The following is a 17142-nucleotide window of genomic DNA, read 5'->3' on the forward strand; positions in this document are numbered from 1 at the left end:
CAAAGATCCACACGCGTGGCGACAGAACTTGACGCATTAAAAAAGACTTTCCGTTTTTTTTACTGTAGCATTGAGAAGTTTATTTGTGGAGTAAGGCTTTAACCTGCTCTTCAAGTTTTTGGATTCTTTCCTGTTGTTCTTTGTTCTGTTTATTCTGCTCAATAGAATAAAGTGTCAGCTCCTCGATTTTTTGTAAAAGTTTAATCTGGAAATCCCCAATGTTTACTCCTTCTTTTTGCATTTCAGCAGCTGAGGCAATTTCCGGTAGGTGTTTCTTTTCTTTAATATGTTTTTCTACGTTGGCTAAGTCGGGGAGCTGATACGAATCTTCAAAAACAAAATCTGCTGTTGGAGTAGTGGTAACCTTAATTTCTTTGGCTTCGAGTTTGCCTTGAAGAGAAGCATTTCCATTAGTATTAATTCTTAAATGCTCTTTAAAATTGCCACTTGAAATATTGTTCCTTATATCAGGAGTGTTCCATGAACCTAAAATAATTGGATGGTTAGAGCCTGAAGAAATGACAGGGCCCAATCCTCCCTTTTTAACAAGACCTAATCTTGATTCTCCCTGGGCATCTGCTCCGATATAAGAATTATCAGTATTTGAATATACAGAACCATTAACTTCAAGTTTTTCTGAAGGAGTAGTTGTTCCAATCCCGATATTACCATCGGCAGCAATAGTCATTCTAGATGTTTTGTTGGTAATCAAACTATAAGGATGATTGGTGTGGGTTCCGGCTAAACCTCCGGCAGGAGCAAAAAAGATGTCAGTATTATGAGACCACATTCCGGTTGTAATATCAGAGGTAGTGGTAATTAGCTTAGAATTAGCTGTTCCTTTTACTTCTAGTACTTTATTCCAGCTTTCTGTATTTTCAGGAGTAGTTGTTCCAATCCCTACATTACCATTATTGGTAATGATACCTGCGGGAAAGTTTAATTCGCCTACAGTATTTTTATATGGAATAGTAACCGTTTTAGTACCTGAAAGAGGCTCGTCAGCAATACTCCAGTTGGAAAACCATGATATATCTTCACTCAAACCATGGGCAAAACCTCTTACCGTAAATCGATTGAAATATTTTTTTTCATTGATGAAGATGACAACTTTACCATTCTCATTGGAAAGTTTTACTTCCGGAGTATAGGCACCAAAAGAAGAAATACTATTGTTAATAAATTCATTTTCGTATATGTACCAGTTGAATATTAGCCCAATAGGTTTTCCATCAAAATAATTATAACCTTCAATAATAATGGTAGGCATTCCCTGTTGGTTAATAAACGGGATATTGGTTTTTATTTTTACCCCATGCACCGGAGTATCATTAAAACTGTAATTGATAATAGGGTTGTAATTCTGAGCTTTTATAAGTTCTGAAGAAAGAATGAGTATACATAGAACAATGAGGTATTTAAGTGTTTTCATAGTTTTATTTTTTTAGGGATTTTATTTCATTTTCGAGTTGCAGGATTCTCTTATTCTGCTCAATGGAGTAAAGTGTTAACTCTTCGATTTTCTGCAGAAGCTTGATTTGGAAATTTCCAATGTTTACCCCTTCTTTTTGCATTTCAGCAGCTGAGGCAATCTCCGGCAGGTGTTTCTTTTCTTTAATATGCTTTTCTACATTTTCCAGATCGGGGAGCTGATACGAATCTTCAAAAACAAAATCGGCTGTTGGAGTAGTAGTAACCTTGATTTCTTTGGCTTCGAGCTTGTTGGTAACAGATACATTGTTTGTGAATTCAGCTGTCTTGTTAGCTAAATCAAACTGTACTATATAATCATCATAATTATTTCCAATGTATAATCTGTTAATATCTCCACCATCTCCAACTGCTCCAAATCCTGCGACTCTTTTTTGTAAGCTTTGAGTAATAAATCCATATGATCTTGCCCATAGAGTATTGGCAGTCGTAATGCTTACCCCGTTAGCAGGCCCCCAATAGTCCATAATGATTCCTTCTGCACCATTACCAATGTCTAGCTTGGCTCTTGGGCTGGCATTTCCAATTCCTACATTTCCATTATCATTGAGTTGTAATACAACATCACAGATGCCCCCGCCACAACGGTTTACAGCATCATAACGATGGAAGCTAAGGCCTTTTGTGAAAGTGTTTCCCTTCCATATTGCCCATTCCTTTACCTGTCCGGGTTGTGTGTAGGCATCATCAATGAAACGTAATCCCGTAGGAATATAGCCTCCGTTCCCTCTTATAATAGGAATGTTTTCATTAGCACGAATATCTAATATTGATTCTGGAGTTGATGTTCCAATCCCTATATTTTTGGTTTCCGGATTAGTAGTTGATTGTATTTGCCCTAAAGGTGTTGTTAATTGGGCAAAATATAATGTTGGCAGTGTTAATAATAATATACTTAGCTTTCTCATGATATTTTATTTTGTGTTGGTTGATTGTTGAATATTTTTTTCCAGATTTTTAATCTGTTCTTGCTGCTTTTCTACTAGGTGGAATAATTCTTTGTTTTGTTTATTTTGCTCAATAGAATAAAGTGTCAGCTCTTCAATTTTTTGTAAAAGCTTAATCTGGAAATCACCAATGTTTACACCCTCTTTTTGCATTTCAGCAGCCGAGGCAATCTCCGGTAAGTGCTTCTTTTCCTTAATGTGTTTTTCTACGCTGGCTAGATCGGGGAGTTGATAAGAATCTTCAAAAACAAAATCTGCTGTTGGAGTAGTGGTCACTTTAATTTCTTTGGCTTCGAGTTTGTTGGTAACAGCAACATTGCCATCTGCTGCAATATTTAGTGCTTGTACGGATTTACCGGAAGCATCTACAGTGGTAAATAAAATTTGATTCTCCAGTAGTCTTATATAAGAAGCACCTCTTGTATTATTGAATCTGGAAAAAGGAGTAACACTATTCCAGTGTTTAATATTATTTCCAATCCCTACACCATTGAAGGTAAGACCAGGTTCAGATGCCCATAAGTTTAAATAAGCTGGTGCATCAGTACCATTGCCGGCTGAGTGCAATAGTAACGTTGTATCTCCATGTCCTCCATAAATATTGAGCTTTGCTTGTGGAGAAGAAGTTCCAATCCCCACATTTCCCAGTATATTTTGATCTCCTGAAAATTCATTGCTGCCTTTCGTGGCGAGTTCCTGCCAGTTATTCCAGACACCAGCGTCACCGTTTCTTGTTCTGAAAGAAATACGATTACCTCCATGAGGTGCATAATCAGCATTGATTTGTGCATCATAACGATTTGAAAGACCTCCGAAACTTATTAATGCACCGCTAAATGGAGTGCCGGACGATTCATAGGCAAAAGTATATCCGTTACCAAAATTGTTGACTGATCCAGGATCTTTTATAAATGATGTTTGGGTTAAGCTTTGGGCAGACAGCCCAATAGAAGTAAATAGTGTGAGTAATAAAAATGTGTTTTTCATAATATTTTAATTTTTAAAAGGTTAATAATTGTTTCATTTGTTTTCATCGTGTCTTACAGTGGTTTTGTGATGTAGTGTTTCATAGGCTTTAAGTTTATAAGGTTGACAGGTTTTAAGGTTAAATAGGGAAGATGATGTGCTACTGGCTATCAGTTGTCTGTTGCCAGCAATCAACCATCAACCATCAACCATCAACCATCAACCATGATCAGATAACCGACAAGGCAAATATCCTGGCTCGTGGCGTCAAAACTTGACGCATTATATTTTAGTTTGGATTTTTTTAATGGAATGATAGTTTTTTTACTGTTTTTGGGTGCTGTATAGTCCCCGAGATTTATTTCTTGTAGATTTAATAAACAGTTAAAAAGAGCTACAATGAAAATATATAACTTTGACCAAACGTTAGCCAGCCATGTTATATATTATAATGGTAGTAATGCTTCAGGCACTGATCACGCTTGCATTATTAATGTGTTTAATAAAAAACAGAAAATCTCTGCTCAATATGCTGTTGCTCTATATTCTGGTAGTAGTGCTGGATATGGGATACGAATATTTTATTATTCAGAGGTTCGGGTACGAATGGGTGATGTATGAAATTCCGGGTAGCCTGCGCGTTTTTAAAGGGCTGATTTTTCTTTATGCCACAGCATACCTTATTAACGCCCGCTGGCGGGACAAACTGAAATATCTTATACCGCCCTTGTCTTTGGTTGTGGTGCACCATACAGTAGTGGTATCGGCAAAATTACTCGGTCTTTCGTGGGCAGATGCTGCAATAGCCTCTTACAAAGCCTATTTTATTTACTATACTTATTACTGGATTCTATGTCTTGCTTTGTCTATTTTTCTTTTAATAAAACATCGGAAAACTGTTAGTCATGCTATAGCCAACAACTTCAGATATCTTTTGTGCTATATCCTTGCCAGCATTCTCATTTTATATGCCATCTCTTATTCTTCATCCGACAGAATACAATATCAGAAGGTTTATATCCTAATGTTTCTTATTCAGTTCGGGTGGATATTGTACGTTTATATTTTAACGTACAAGTTCAGGCTGAAAGAAGAACGCGAAATTATTCAGCAATCTTTAGAGTCTAAGGAGACGTACCAGTATAAAGACCTTTCAAAAATAGATTTCGATTCATTACAGAAAGCCATAGAGTATTTTTATAAAGAAACTAACGTTTATCTTGATGAAGAATTTACGCTGAGTCAGCTGGCAGATCATCTCGAAATTAGTAAATCAGATCTTAGTATAACTTTTAATAAGTATCTGAATTCTAACTTTCATGAGTATACCAACAGAAACCGCATTATGCATTTTAAACAGATCCTGACACAGGATCCTTCAGCCAATGTTACCGATCTTGCTTTTCAGTGTGGTTTCAAATCTAAATCCACTTTTTACAAATATTTTAAGAGAGAATTTAACTGCCTTCCTTCAGAGTATCTGCCTAGTTTACAATAATTTAATATTTGTAATTAGCTGATATTCAATAGGTTTATTTTAAGGTTTCTGAATTTTAGTTGTATAAAATTTTAATGAACTAAAACTTTTTTGGGGACAGACATCTTTGTGCAAAATTTTACGAAGATGACACGAAAAAGACTTTTGATAACGAAAGCTGCATTTTTCTTTTTAGGTTCCTTTGCTTTTGCTCAGACCTCCGTCAGCGGAACTGTAACAGATAATGAAGGTAACCTTCCCAATGCTTTGGTATATATAGAAAACAGGCAGGAGCGTATAACCTCTAATATAGATGGTTCCTTTATTCTGAATAATATTCCGGACGGATCTTACAAACTGATTATAGAATATAAAGGCTATGACAATCTTTCCGTTCCTTTTACAATTTCGGGAACCACTCCGGTAAGTTTAGGACTGATTAAGTTAGGCGGTACAAAAGTTAAAGAGAATAATATCCAAGGAGTTGTTGTTACAAGCGTATACAAAGCTTCTCAGGCCAGAGCTATTACCATGAAAAAGAACTCCAATACAATCACAGAAGTTCTTTCTGCAGATGCTATTGGAAAATTGCCGGACCGTAATGCTGCAGATGCTGTACAACGGATGCAGGGTGTATCTATTGAACGGGATATGGGAGAGGGACGTTTTGTTGCTGTAAGAGGAACACCTATACAATGGACAGCTTCTACACTCAATGGAAACAGAATGCCAAGTGCCAGTGGTGACAATGCTAATCGTGGAATACAAATGGATATTTTCCCATCGGAGCTAATTCAGAATGTACGTTTGTCCAAAGCACTTACGCCAGATCTTGATGGTGATGCTATCGGAGGACATGTAGATTTTATTACCAAAACATCACCTAATAAAGAAGTTTTAGCAGTAAGTGCTGCCAGTGGATATGTTAATATGGCTAAATCCCCGACTTATAATGCCTCTGTGGTCTATGGAAATAAGATTACCAATAAACTGAAATTTATTACTTCTGCTGTAATCTGGGAACGCTCCACTGCTATAGACCAAATGCGGAATATCTTCAATTACGGACTTGCTGATAAAACCGCTTCTTATTCTGTTAATCAGTTACAACTTCGGGATTATCTGGCCAACAGAAGAACACTAGGTTTTAATATGGGAATGGACTATGAGATCAACAGCCGGAATAAATTGTATGTAAGAGGCTTGTATAGCCAGTATAAAGACGGGCAGTCTGTACGGGAAACTTATTTCAATTTTGATAATAAAAATGTAACACTTCAGGCCAGACATGCAGATTACCTTACGGATCTGTATTCTATGGAATTAGGCGGGAGTCATCAGGCTGGTCAGCGTATGGAAATTACCTGGTCGTTATCAAAAGCACGCTCAGAGTTCAGGTTCGACTCGCCGAAGAATCTCGAGAAATCGGAGCGGGGATATCCTATTGTTAATTTTATTCAGCCAATGACGTACGGAAATCTATCTGCAGATGGCAGGAAATATATGGCAATGGATGCTCCGGACGGCATTGGAGATACAGGTGATTATACATTGCCACATCAGCAAAAGCCAATTGCTGCAGATCAGTTGAGGTTAAATCAGGTAATTCTTAGTCAGAATCATAACAGTGAAACAGATTTAAGAGGACAGGCAGATGTAAAGTATAAGGTATCGGATAATTTTGAATTAAAGTTCGGAACAAAATATGCAAATAAAGAAAAAGTAGTAGATGCCAGTGTATTGGTATGGATGCCCAAATCTTCATTAGGAATTCCGGGTAGCCCTGTTACTTATATGAATCAATTGGAGCGCGAAGGATTTCCATACAAAGGAGGTTTTATGAATCCTCTGGGAAATCCGTATAACGCCGTTATTATCGATCAGATTACCAATGGACAAATCGATAGTATGTACGATGCTGCAACACAAAACCGCTTGGGGCTGATGCAGGTGAGCAAAAAAGACAGCAACTCCAATTTGACAAGTTCTTACCGTGGTACAGAAAATGTATGGGGCACTTATATTATGGGAACCTGGAAAATTACTGACAATTTTCAGTTGTTGGGAGGAATTAGAAATGAATATAATGATATTACATTCTGGGGAAAGAAAGTCGTTGCAGATAAAGCGGAGGATATAAAAGATAGTAAAACTTATAATGTAGTCCTTCCGATGGTCAATGTAAAATGGAATCTTAGCAAAGATCGCATTCTCCGGGCAGCTTATACCCGTTCGTTTGCAAGACCGGACTTCAATGATCTTAATCCGGGAACTATTATTAATGATATCACCAATACAGTCAATCAGGGAAACACCAAACTGGAGCCTACATTTTCAAACAATTTTGATTTGATGTTTGAAAACTACTTTGGCAAACTGGATCTTGTTACAGCAGGTGTTTTTTATAAAGATATTACCAATCTTATTTACAAAGATCAGTCTATTGTGGATATCGGCGGGAGACCATATACATTTACTTCTCCCAAAAACCTGGAAGGAGCCAGTCTTTTTGGATTTGAAGCAGGAATATCCAAACGCTTTGAAGGCCTTCCCGGATTTTTAAAGAACCTCGGCTTTGAAGGAAATTATACCTATATCACATCCAAAATGAAGATGCCTGTATATGAAAACGGAAAACAGACGGGCACTGTGACAGCCACTATTCCTAATCAGGCAAAGCATATATTCAATGCAATATTATTTTACGAAACCAGCAAATTCATGCTTCGCCTCGCGGGAAATTATAAAGGAAACTACGTGAGCGAAGTAAGAGCTGCAGCTGGCCCGGATCATTACCAATATTTTGATAAAAACTTTACTGTAGATGCTTCTGCCTCGTACAGCATTAATAAAAATATTCGCCTGTTTGTAGAGCTTAATAATATCTTCAACGAACCCAACCGCTATTATATGGGAGTAAAGAGCCGTGTTGAAAACATCTCTTACTCAGGAATCAGAGGACAGATGGGGATCAATTTCAATTTTTAGTCAGAAACAATTTTATTTATATGAAAAAGTATATATATACCGCTGCATTTTGTATGGCAGCGCTAATGCAGGCACAGGACAAATGCCAAAACCTTAAGATTAATCAGATACAGGTTGTCGGGACGCATAATTCGTATGCGCAACCAGCAGATCCTAAAGTATTGGATATGGCATCACCAATTATTAGTGGACTGATGCAGAAGTTTGGCAGCAGTATGTCTGAAGAACAAAAAGCGAAGTTCAAAGAATACCATCCATATGATTTCAATATAAAAGAAGGACTTAATTATAACCATCCGGATTTTACAGAGCAGCTGAATGCTAATCTGCGAGGTTTGGAGCTTGATGTATACTATGATCCGGATGGTGGCAGATTCAGTACTCCGGCTACTTATCAGATATTAAAAGAAAAAGGCATTACTAATTTGGCGCCTCATAATACAAAAGGATTGGATCAGCCAGGATTCAAAGTTTTGCATATGGCTGATATCGACTTCAGATCACATTATCCGACCCTGAAAGATGCACTTGTAGCACTGCGCAGCTGGTCCGATGCTCATTCCGGGCATACACCTGTTTTTATTATGGTAGAAGCCAAGGATTCAGGATTCCCAATTTTTCCTAACAGTACCAAGGTTTTGCCTTTCGATAAGAAAGCCTATGACGATCTGGATAAAGAAATCCTGCAGTATCTGGGCAAAGAGAAGATTATTACCCCTGCAAGTGTTCAGGGTAAATATGCAAGCCTGAAAGAAGCTGTAACCCACAACAACTGGCCAAAACTAAGTGACAGCAAGGGTAAGTTTATTTTTATGTTGTTGCCCGGAAGTGCAGGGACACTTTCGTCTAAGAATAATCCATACCTGATAAACGGAACTCTTCAGAATCGCATTATGTTCCTGAATAGTGAACCGGATGATGATTTTGCGGCTTTCATACTGCTGGATAATGCTATTGTAAGACAAAAAGAAATTCAGGAAATGGTTAAAAAAGGTTTTATGGTAAGAACAAGATCTGATATAGAAACCTATGAAGCCAAAATGAATGATTTTACACGTTCCAAAGCTGCTTTTAGCAGCGGTGCACAGGTTATATCTACCGATTTTTTCCATCCAGGAAATACATATGGAACCTCCTATTTTGTACAGCCGCCAAAAGGAGCAGGGTATATTAACAATCCGATTAATTCTTCATGCAGATAGATTATTGATTCAGATTTCCCAAACCAGCAGCTTTATATAGCTGCTGGTTTTATAATATGGATCTATGTGACTTTGGGTAATGCTATGCTAATGTTAAGCCTGTATGAAGAAATAATTAAATATGTAGTGGTAAACTATTGCAGATCAGTATTCTAATTATTTTTGCGGCAAAGTTTTTTGAAAAAACTTATACACCAATCACAATTAATATTATAATATGAATTATCTCAATCGCAAACCTTATTGGTTTTTGTTATTACTAACTGTTCTGTTTTTTGTTTCCTGCAGACAGGAACAAACTTTGCTCAGGGATCATGATGCTGAAGCTAAAAACACTCAGAAATTCAATGAATTTTCCCGACTTGGAGGAAGTCAGATTAAAGTACTCAGCTATAATACCTTTTTATTAAGAGATATTGCAGTCGCCTCTACAACTCAATGGTCACAGAATGCAAGAGCCGAAAAACTCGGTGATGCTGACTTTATTAAAAACTATGATGTCCTGCTATTGCAGGAGTGTTTTGACAATACAGCCTGTACAAGTCTGCGTAAAAAGCTGTCAAACAGCTACCCTTATCTTACACCGGTTTTAGGACAGACTAAACAAGGATGGAATAATACGCTTGGTGACTGGCGCGAGATTATATCCGGCGGATTTGAAAACGGAGGGGTTATGATTGCCAGCAAATACCCTATTGAATATTTGGATCAGTATATCTTCCCTAAAGGATGTGACGCTGATGGATTGGCGCTGAAAGGTTTTGTATATGTCCGTATACTGAAAGATAATAAGCCTGTACATTTTATTGCGACCCACCTGCAGTCTACACAGCCGGGATGTAAAGGAAGCGAAGTACAAATCCGGGAAAATCAGCTAAAAGCCATAAAAACCTATGTGGATAATCTAAAAATTCCAAAGGATGAGATGTTAATCTATGGTGGGGATTTTAATATTATCAAGGATACATCTGAATACCCGAAAATGTTGAGCCTGTTGAATGTCTCTGCGCCAGTTTATAAAGGACTTCCATCTACCTGGGATACAAAGACCAATACTATGGCAGCTTACCATTATCCATATCCGGCGAATAAGCAGGAATATCTCGATTATATTTTTGTATCTAATGATCATTTACTTCCGCCTGTATGGCAAAATGTTGTTTTTGATCCTGTAAGCTCTAATCTTATGAGTTATACCAATCTTACTCAGGACAAATACTACTGGACAGATTATTCCGATCACTATCCGGTGGAAGGAAATATTTATTCGGATGAGGTAACTCCTAAAAGCAGCCTAAAGTTCAGGAAGTATGATAAGGTATCGCTAAAGTCTGTGAAAACCGGTAAATATATCTCAACAAACTTATCAAAAACAGATGATTGGTTAAAGGTTTCGGCAACTGTACCGGATGAGAATACCTGGTTTAATCTGGTGAATACTGATGGTGGTAATTATTTTGATCTGAAGGCAGGAAAAGTACGCGTAGAAACCAGTGAGCGTATTAATAATTTCTGGTATTGGGAACTTCTGAACGGCGGTGCCTATTACTATTTTCCAAAGTTTGGGAAATCGCTTAAAAATCTGGAACTGGTACTGATTAAAAAGAAAAACGGAAATACTTCAGCTAGTATTGAAGACGGCGATATTGTGGCTTTCAGAGATTATACATCAGCAGGAAATGCTTATTATCTTCAGGCATATAATAAAAGTGGAACAGACTGGCTTTACCTGAATGGTACTTCTGCGGGAAATTCAGAGCAATTTGAAATTAAGTTCAATAACACTAATCCGGTTAGCTGGTAAGGCACTCGAAACAGTGTGAGAAATAAGAAATCAGCCAGCAATCTCCAGAGGTTGCTGGTTTTATTATAGGGTAGTTTATTCTCTTATAAATACAAGGTAAGCACTAGCTCGTTCTTTTGTAATTTTATGATTCACTGCTCTTAGTAATGAATTTTGCATAACCATCTTTTTATCATTAAATGTGCGTACGTAATAAGATGTATTCAGAGAATCAAGAGTTATAAATTTATATGTTCCGATAGTCATATGTGTCCAGGCTATACTTTGGCCTTTAGCATTGAAAATGCCAAGTTCATTAATAACAATATTTTCATTGATGCTGATTCTCTTTTCTGTATTCTTTGTGTCATTCATAAAATGGATATGTGAAAATTTCCATTTACCAAAGACTTTTTGCTGATTTTCCTTTCCTAGCCTCCTTCCTGTATGGAAGCCTACATATTGTATTTTTTTAATTTTTGAGGTATTCGTTGTTATTTCTTTTCTTTTACATTGAATTATTAATATCAGTAACAGAAATGAGAATATAATCCTGGTTTTGTTGCTGTATTGCATTAACAATGATATTTTCATTGGAGGTTATTATTTTTTATTGGTGATTAAAATGAGTAGTCTAGTTGGAGTTACTTATATTTTCAGGAATATTCCCCAATTATTCAAGGAAATTCCAGGTGTTTGATTTTAATGATCCATTAAACCACTTTTTTTATATTCTTTTATAGATTCTACAGTATAATCTCCATTTCCCGCCTCACAGCAACAGCATGAACAAATGATATATTCTGGCATAGTATGTTTCCAAAATCTACAAGAATAATTATTGAAACCATAAACTTTACAGATATAATCTTTCATAATTGTTTTACTAATACAACTTTGTATTATTTTTTTGTCTTTTATTGTCGTAGTAAATTTACTTGATTAGTGGAAAGTATTATAAAATTTTATTTAAAATATTGTCGTCCTATGTAATAGACTTACGTTGAGTAATAAATAGTTGTATTTAAACTTAGATTAAGTTTATAATTCAAGTATGAATATATATATTATCAATAATAGAAATTAATATTTCATTAATGATACATAGTTGCGTTAATGATGATGTTAATTACTTTTGCAATAACAAAACAATTAAATAAAGAAAAGCATGAAAACAGATATAGTATTCGACGTTATTATCATCGGCGGTAGTTATGCAGGATTATCATCTGCGATGAGCCTGGGGCGCTCTCTGCGAAATGTATTAATAATAGATGGCGGAAAGCCTTGCAACCGCCAGACACCACATTCACATAACTTTCTGACGCATGATGGTAAAACTCCCCAGGAAATATCTCAGATGGCGAAAGAGCAGGTAAAACAATATCCGACTGTACAGTTTTATGAAGGCGAAGTTGTGAAAGGAAAAAAAACAGATGCCGGATTTATCATAACGACTAATACCGGAGAAGAGTTCAGCAGCCGAAAGCTTATTCTAGCAGCAGGAATAAAAGATATAATACCGGATATAAAAGGATTTTCCGAATCATGGGGTATTTCTGTAATCCATTGTCCTTATTGTCACGGATACGAATACCGTAATGAAAAAACAGGAATTATAGCCAACAGTGACAGGGCTGTTCACATGGCTTCTCTAATCAATAACCTGACGAAAGACCTTACAATATTAACATCTGGCCTTGCAGATTTTGATACGGAACAAAGAGCGAAATTGGAAAGACATAACATCCCTGTGATAGAGAAGAAGATTACAGAAATTGAACATCAGAACGGTCATGTTGATAATATTGTTTTTGAGGACGGAGCAAAAATGAACTTTAAAGCCGTATATGCTGCTATACCATTTATACAGAATTCTGATATCGCTGAGCAACTGGGATGTGAATTAACCGAACAGGGATATATTCAGGTCGACAGTATGCAAAAAACAAACATCCCCGGAGTATTTGCCTGTGGAGATAGTACTTCGATGATGCGCTCTGTAGCTCTTGCTGTTGGTTCCGGCAATTTAGCCGGAGCGATGTTAAATATGGAATTAGTGAGTGAGATATTTGCATAGTTTACTGAAAAAAGAACCAACTCAGTTTATTGAATCACAAAAGAAACAAAAGGGAGAGTATAGTTTTAGATCTGTCACTTTTAATGTATAAGAAATCAAAAAAAAGCTGCCTTTTAAGGCAGCTTTGTAATATGTTTTCTGATCAATCAAAATTACTTGTACTTCTCTGGTATGTTTCTTAATTGTTCAGAAAAATCCCAATTATTTGGCTTTAGTGATAGATTAAACCATAGCTCTTTTTTCTCAAACCAGATTGCTCTATGTTCCTTTGCTGATCCTATAGTATAATCTTCATTTCCGGCTTCACAACCACAGCATGGACAAATTATATAAGAAGGTAAATCATTCTCCCAATATTTATCAGGATAATTATTAAAACCACAGATTCTGCAGATATAATCTTTCATAAATTTTGGTTTCTTTAATAAGCATCAGATTTATCATTATAGTCCTTCATTTTTTTTATTAGATTTTCATACGAAACAATTTTTTCTGTTTCGATTATTTCACCTGTATCACAGTCTTCCAAAATGAGATTGTATTGATTAATGTTATTATAATTAAAAGTAGAAATGTAAAATAAAACGTTCTCAAATTTAAGTCCTATAGCAGTAATATCTGCGTCCCAAAAATCAACAATAGTATAATTGATGTTATTTTCATTTCTCAATTTTTTTATCAGTGTATTTACTGCTGAATTTTTATTTTCCATTTTTTAATAAGAAATAGTTATTATTTAGTGTTTGTCGATATGATTATGTATTATTTGATTATAATATACCCATTGTCCATCATTAAAAGACAGCATATCGTTTAAGTTATTTATATGTTCCTCAATAGTTGAAAATATGCCGGAATTTTTATTAAAAGAATCCTTAAATTGTTTTTTCATTTTCAGTGTAGTAAAACCGCAAATAGCAATTTCTAAATCACGGGAGCAGGCAATTGCCCAATCGTTAGAATCAGAAAACCAAACAACATCATTTGATACAACACCCGCATAATTTCCAGTATTTTCTCCTGGATCTTCATAAAGATTATCATAAAGATCTTCGTATGTCTGATTTGTATTTATATCAAATGTGCTGTACTTTCCGAATCGTTTATAATAATACTCTTCCTGTGAAGGGGATAAGGTATAAAAGTATATCACAGATTCATTGATATCTTTTAAAAAATGCTTTATTCCATCAAAAAATATTTCTTCATATATATAATCAAAGTCAAAAGCCATAAAGTATTTAAAATCTTCCCTGAAAATGTTATCCTCAATTTTATTTTCAGGAAAAAATAGCTCAGATACTCTTTTTTTGTACATGCTAAATTTTTTGCTATCTGTTAACAGCGCCATTGATAATTGTTTTTTATTAGTTTAGTAATATATTTTTTGGAAGAATATATTTGTATTAGAAAAAAGTACTATTCTGTTTTAAAATACATTTGATAAACTTTCTTTTCTATTAAGGGATCAGATAAATCCCAGTACCACCATTTATTTATATTGTTTTTCTCGGACTCAAATCTTCTTCTATATGCTATTTTGAAAAGCTCTAAAAGTAATCTGAAACTTTTTAGTTTTTCATTATCAGGAAGTTTAGATATTCTTGTTAAATTATTGAGGTCTATACCTTTTTTTAAAAGAACACAAGGGGTATAGGTTGGTCTCAGACTGCTGCTTTCTATAGCTTCTTCAATATCCTGATGTTGAGGTTTTGATTGGCTAATAAGAAATAATAAATAGTCAAAAAAAACTTTTTGCTCATCTTTATTAGCCTCCAGAAAATTACTGACTAATACCTCAGGTAATATAATACCCTGACCATATTTGTTAAATAGTATTTCATATTCTAATATCATTTTTTCTGTTTTGTATGACTCATAAATATGATTTAAATATAGATCTTTTAATCAAAAAAAGCTGCCTTTTAAGGCAGCTTTGTAATATATATTCCGTTTACTTATCAGTTAGTATCTGCGTAAGATATGAGTACGGTCTGTCATTATATTATCGGATTTTCTTTTAAATTCGAAATAAAGGCTTCTTGTGGGCACATTTTGCCTGTAGCTATTTCTGTTAATTCCGGGAACATTAAATACATCTGTCATGTCATAATTTACAATCTCAAAAATATATTCGGATGAAGTATTTTTAATAACATTGATAAAAGATTTATTTCCGTTAATCAGTGAGCCATAGCTGAATCTGGTACCATCTGCCGTCACTACAAAGTCATGATCGGAAAAATTATATTTAATAGTACCATTGGCATTCCATTCACCTTTTATCCATCCCGGCGGATTGAAAGAAACCGGAGTATCCCTGTTTTCGCAGCTGCTTAAGGAAAGTATAATTAATGATAATAGCAGAAATAGTTTTGCGAATTTTGTGTTTATATATAAAAGAGCTGTGTTCATATAATGTGATATTTTATTGTGTATTCTTAGTTGTAGTTCCGATTATTTAGAAAGCAAAGTTTTAGAATATTCCAGTTCCGGATCTTTTTGCTCCTTCATGGCATTCAGGAAATAGTCTGTTTTCAATGTGTAATCGGGAATTACGCCTGTACATTTGGTAATATTATCACCCTCGCTGCTGTTAAAGAAAATCTCTGTTCTCGGAATTGAAAGTGTACTTTTTGTATTAGGCAGTTTATAAGTAAGAAACCACGCTGCAGTTGTAAAGTTACTGCAAGATCCCGTTTCTTTTCCTACTATATTTCCTCTTTTCTCACTTTTAAAGAGAGAGGCGAAATAAGTTGCAGCAGAAAATGTCCGGTTATTAATCATTAAAATTACTTTTCCATCAAAGAATAAACCATCACGCGGATAACTTTTAATATAAGTATCGTCTAATCTCGTATTCCCGAAATAGTAGTCACCTTTATCGGACTTGTCAAATCTTTGGTGCATAAAGTTGTTTTCATTACGGATATCACTATCAGAAAAATATCGATCCGTCTGTGGATCTATCAGATAATCCGTGTAATTGATGTCCACTACTTTTGTACCGTATTTATAGGAATTGTTGAACAGCTTATCTTTAGAAAGGAAAGAGTAAAGTAAAGGGACATTACTGATGGAACCACCGGAATTATCCCGAATGTCAAGTATCAGATTTTTAGTCTTCAGGTTTTTCATATCCTGAAAATACTTCTTCAGCCTTTCGTAGAAGTAGCTTTCGTTGAACGAAAATGACTTTACGGCCAGATAATAAGTATCCGGATTTAGTTGATAGCCGTAGATACCACTTCCGGAAGTTACATCGATAGGCAGTATTGCATGCCTGGATTCGTAGTTGAATTCAGGATAGCTAATCCCTTTCAGCTCAATAGTCTTCTGTTCACCGGAAGGTGTCTCATATTTTATCTGATAGCTCTTTGCATTAGTATAGGAAATAGTGGATGACATATCCAGATCTTCAACTCTTATGCTGCCATCTGCTTGTTTTGATGTCTGCTTGAAGATATCACCGATTTTTTTATTATTGACTTCCAGTATGCGGCTTCCGGCTTCTACACCGTATTTGTTATTGCTGTTGATATACGTATTGCCGTTTTGAACATAGGTTGCCAAAGGAAAAAAGGAAGTTTTGCTTACATAATCCTCCATATAATTAGATTCCATGCCCATTGAGCTATGTCCGTCACCCAGTACTTTCGTTGGTGTATTCAGATGAAAATTGATATAAGTAGGATTTTTCTCTACTTCTTTTCTTAGAGAATCTAACTTTTTATCCAATACTTCCTTGCTGTGAAACCGGTAAGGATTAGGGTGCTGCTTTTTAATAATATCCACTGCAATATCGAAATCTTTAAGATAAGCATCCTTGCTTATTTCCGATATAGAGTACTGCGAAAAACCTACTATACTGATCAACAACATAGGTAAAATAAGTACTTTCTTCGTCATAAATTATATTTAGTATTAATATTATATCTCAAAAAAATAAAATTGCCCTTCCGACGTCAAAGACACGTAAAAGGATATTTCAGGGTGATAACAGAATAGAATTTAGCTGTGTTTTTATCAGAATCCCGTGAGAATCGGGGCAAATCTATAAAAATTATAGGCGGTTTTAGAATGACTTTTTTCATATTAACAAAAAATTATGAACAGGTGTTTTAATATTTAATACTGTATTACAGTATGTTATGAGGTCTGTTTAATTTTTCACATTAATAAATTTTAACACTAATTAGATTAAATAA

The 17142-nt window shown here is 35.3% G+C and carries 15 protein-coding genes; 5 read left to right on the forward strand and 10 right to left on the reverse strand.

Annotation, left to right across the window (positions count from 1 at the left end; all coding sequences use genetic code 11):
* Positions 1-79: 79 nt before the first annotated feature.
* From AYC65_RS21005 to AYC65_RS01785, 3 genes are read right to left on the reverse strand one after another with little or no spacing between them, the layout of a single operon-like run.
* On the reverse strand, positions 80-1432 hold the full coding sequence (locus tag AYC65_RS21005) for a hypothetical protein (protein ID WP_234300218.1): 1353 nt from the start codon (positions 1430-1432) through the stop codon (positions 80-82).
* Between the two features lie 4 nt (positions 1433-1436).
* Positions 1437-2399 (reverse strand): hypothetical protein, encoded by a 963-nt coding sequence (locus tag AYC65_RS01780; protein ID WP_034871507.1) that lies wholly within the window; start codon positions 2397-2399, stop codon positions 1437-1439.
* Between the two features lie 6 nt (positions 2400-2405).
* Positions 2406-3425 carry a DUF3450 domain-containing protein gene (locus AYC65_RS01785; RefSeq protein ID WP_034871506.1) on the reverse strand — a complete coding sequence of 340 codons (1020 nt, stop codon included), beginning with the start codon at positions 3423-3425 and terminating at the stop codon, positions 2406-2408.
* A gap of 415 nt (positions 3426-3840) precedes the next feature.
* Between AYC65_RS01785 and AYC65_RS01790 the strand changes: the two genes are divergently transcribed.
* From AYC65_RS01790 to sph, 4 genes are all read left to right on the forward strand, one after another.
* Entirely contained in the window at positions 3841-4902 is a 1062-nt protein-coding gene (locus AYC65_RS01790; protein ID WP_034871505.1) for an AraC family transcriptional regulator, read from the forward strand.
* Between the two features lie 126 nt (positions 4903-5028).
* Positions 5029-7869: a TonB-dependent receptor gene (locus AYC65_RS01795; protein WP_034871504.1), complete on the forward strand. Its 2841-nt coding sequence runs from the start codon at positions 5029-5031 to the stop codon at positions 7867-7869.
* A gap of 20 nt (positions 7870-7889) precedes the next feature.
* Complete coding sequence (locus AYC65_RS01800; RefSeq protein ID WP_034871503.1) at positions 7890-9071, forward strand: phosphatidylinositol-specific phospholipase C domain-containing protein; 1182 nt, start codon at positions 7890-7892, stop codon at positions 9069-9071.
* Between the two features lie 217 nt (positions 9072-9288).
* Positions 9289-10875, forward strand: a complete 1587-nt coding sequence (sph, locus tag AYC65_RS01805; protein ID WP_078674620.1) for a sphingomyelin phosphodiesterase — start codon at positions 9289-9291, stop codon at positions 10873-10875.
* Between the two features lie 75 nt (positions 10876-10950).
* Here sph and AYC65_RS20875 read toward each other — a convergent pair whose 3' ends face one another.
* Positions 10951-11229, reverse strand: coding sequence for a hypothetical protein (locus AYC65_RS20875; protein WP_131828176.1), 279 nt, complete (start codon positions 11227-11229; stop codon positions 10951-10953).
* A gap of 793 nt (positions 11230-12022) precedes the next feature.
* Here AYC65_RS20875 and AYC65_RS01815 point away from each other — a divergent pair.
* On the forward strand, positions 12023-12934 hold the full coding sequence (locus AYC65_RS01815) for an NAD(P)/FAD-dependent oxidoreductase (protein ID WP_034871501.1): 912 nt from the start codon (positions 12023-12025) through the stop codon (positions 12932-12934).
* A gap of 152 nt (positions 12935-13086) precedes the next feature.
* Here the strand turns inward: AYC65_RS01815 and AYC65_RS01820 are convergent, their stop codons facing one another.
* The 6 genes from AYC65_RS01820 to AYC65_RS01845 form a co-directional block, all read right to left on the reverse strand.
* Positions 13087-13341: a hypothetical protein gene (locus AYC65_RS01820; protein ID WP_034871500.1), complete on the reverse strand. Its 255-nt coding sequence runs from the start codon at positions 13339-13341 to the stop codon at positions 13087-13089.
* 14 nt (positions 13342-13355) lie between these two features.
* Positions 13356-13646, reverse strand: coding sequence for a hypothetical protein (locus tag AYC65_RS01825; protein ID WP_034871499.1), 291 nt, complete (start codon positions 13644-13646; stop codon positions 13356-13358).
* A 24-nt stretch (positions 13647-13670) separates the two neighbouring features.
* Positions 13671-14285, reverse strand: coding sequence for a hypothetical protein (locus AYC65_RS01830; RefSeq protein WP_059333780.1), 615 nt, complete (start codon positions 14283-14285; stop codon positions 13671-13673).
* A gap of 68 nt (positions 14286-14353) precedes the next feature.
* The gene (locus AYC65_RS01835) at positions 14354-14791 is read right to left on the reverse strand and encodes a DUF5958 family protein (protein ID WP_059333781.1); all 438 of its coding nucleotides are present in this window, start codon (positions 14789-14791) and stop codon (positions 14354-14356) included.
* A gap of 108 nt (positions 14792-14899) precedes the next feature.
* Positions 14900-15349, reverse strand: coding sequence for a hypothetical protein (locus AYC65_RS01840; protein ID WP_034871496.1), 450 nt, complete (start codon positions 15347-15349; stop codon positions 14900-14902).
* A 42-nt stretch (positions 15350-15391) separates the two neighbouring features.
* A complete protein-coding gene (locus tag AYC65_RS01845) occupies positions 15392-16843 on the reverse strand; it encodes a S41 family peptidase (protein ID WP_034871495.1) in 1452 nt (483 codons plus the stop codon).
* Positions 16844-17142: the final 299 nt, after the last annotated feature.

Origin of the sequence: Elizabethkingia bruuniana (assembly GCF_002024805.1) — a bacterium.
Taxonomy (GTDB): Bacteria; Bacteroidota; Bacteroidia; order Flavobacteriales; family Weeksellaceae; genus Elizabethkingia; species Elizabethkingia bruuniana.